The 280-nt window shown below is 65.0% G+C and carries 1 protein-coding gene; it reads right to left on the bottom strand.

Annotated features, from left to right (window positions below; all coding sequences use genetic code 11):
- Positions 1–242 (bottom strand): hypothetical protein (locus tag L9G74_RS24070; RefSeq protein ID WP_238898580.1); only part of this gene is annotated, 242 nt, incomplete at its 3' end.
- Between the last annotated feature and the right edge of the window lie 38 nt (positions 243–280).

The following is a 280-nucleotide window of genomic DNA, read 5'->3' as shown; positions in this document are numbered from 1 at the left end:
ACGACGAAGGCCACGGTCCGCCATGGCGGTGCCTCTGCCATCCACGCCACGCCGGCGCTCTCCGCCCACCCGGTGGCGGCAAGTACGACGACCATGGTAAGTGCGGCGATATTCCATGCGATGGCCGAGGAAAGGCCGCCAAAGCGGTTTCCCGTCAGCCGAAGCAGCAGCGCACAAAAGGAGGTGGTGAAGCCGGCCATGGCCAGATGCGAGTGGGCGACCAGACCGTGGGTGAATTTCATTCGGTCCAGAATGCCGGGCAGGAATGCTACCCACGCCG

The organism is Shewanella electrica (assembly GCF_022321485.1).
GTDB classification, from domain to species: domain Bacteria; phylum Pseudomonadota; class Gammaproteobacteria; order Enterobacterales; family Shewanellaceae; genus Shewanella; species Shewanella electrica.
The sequence above is the reverse complement of the archived record's forward strand: the minus strand, read 5'-3'. Positions and strand labels throughout refer to the sequence as shown.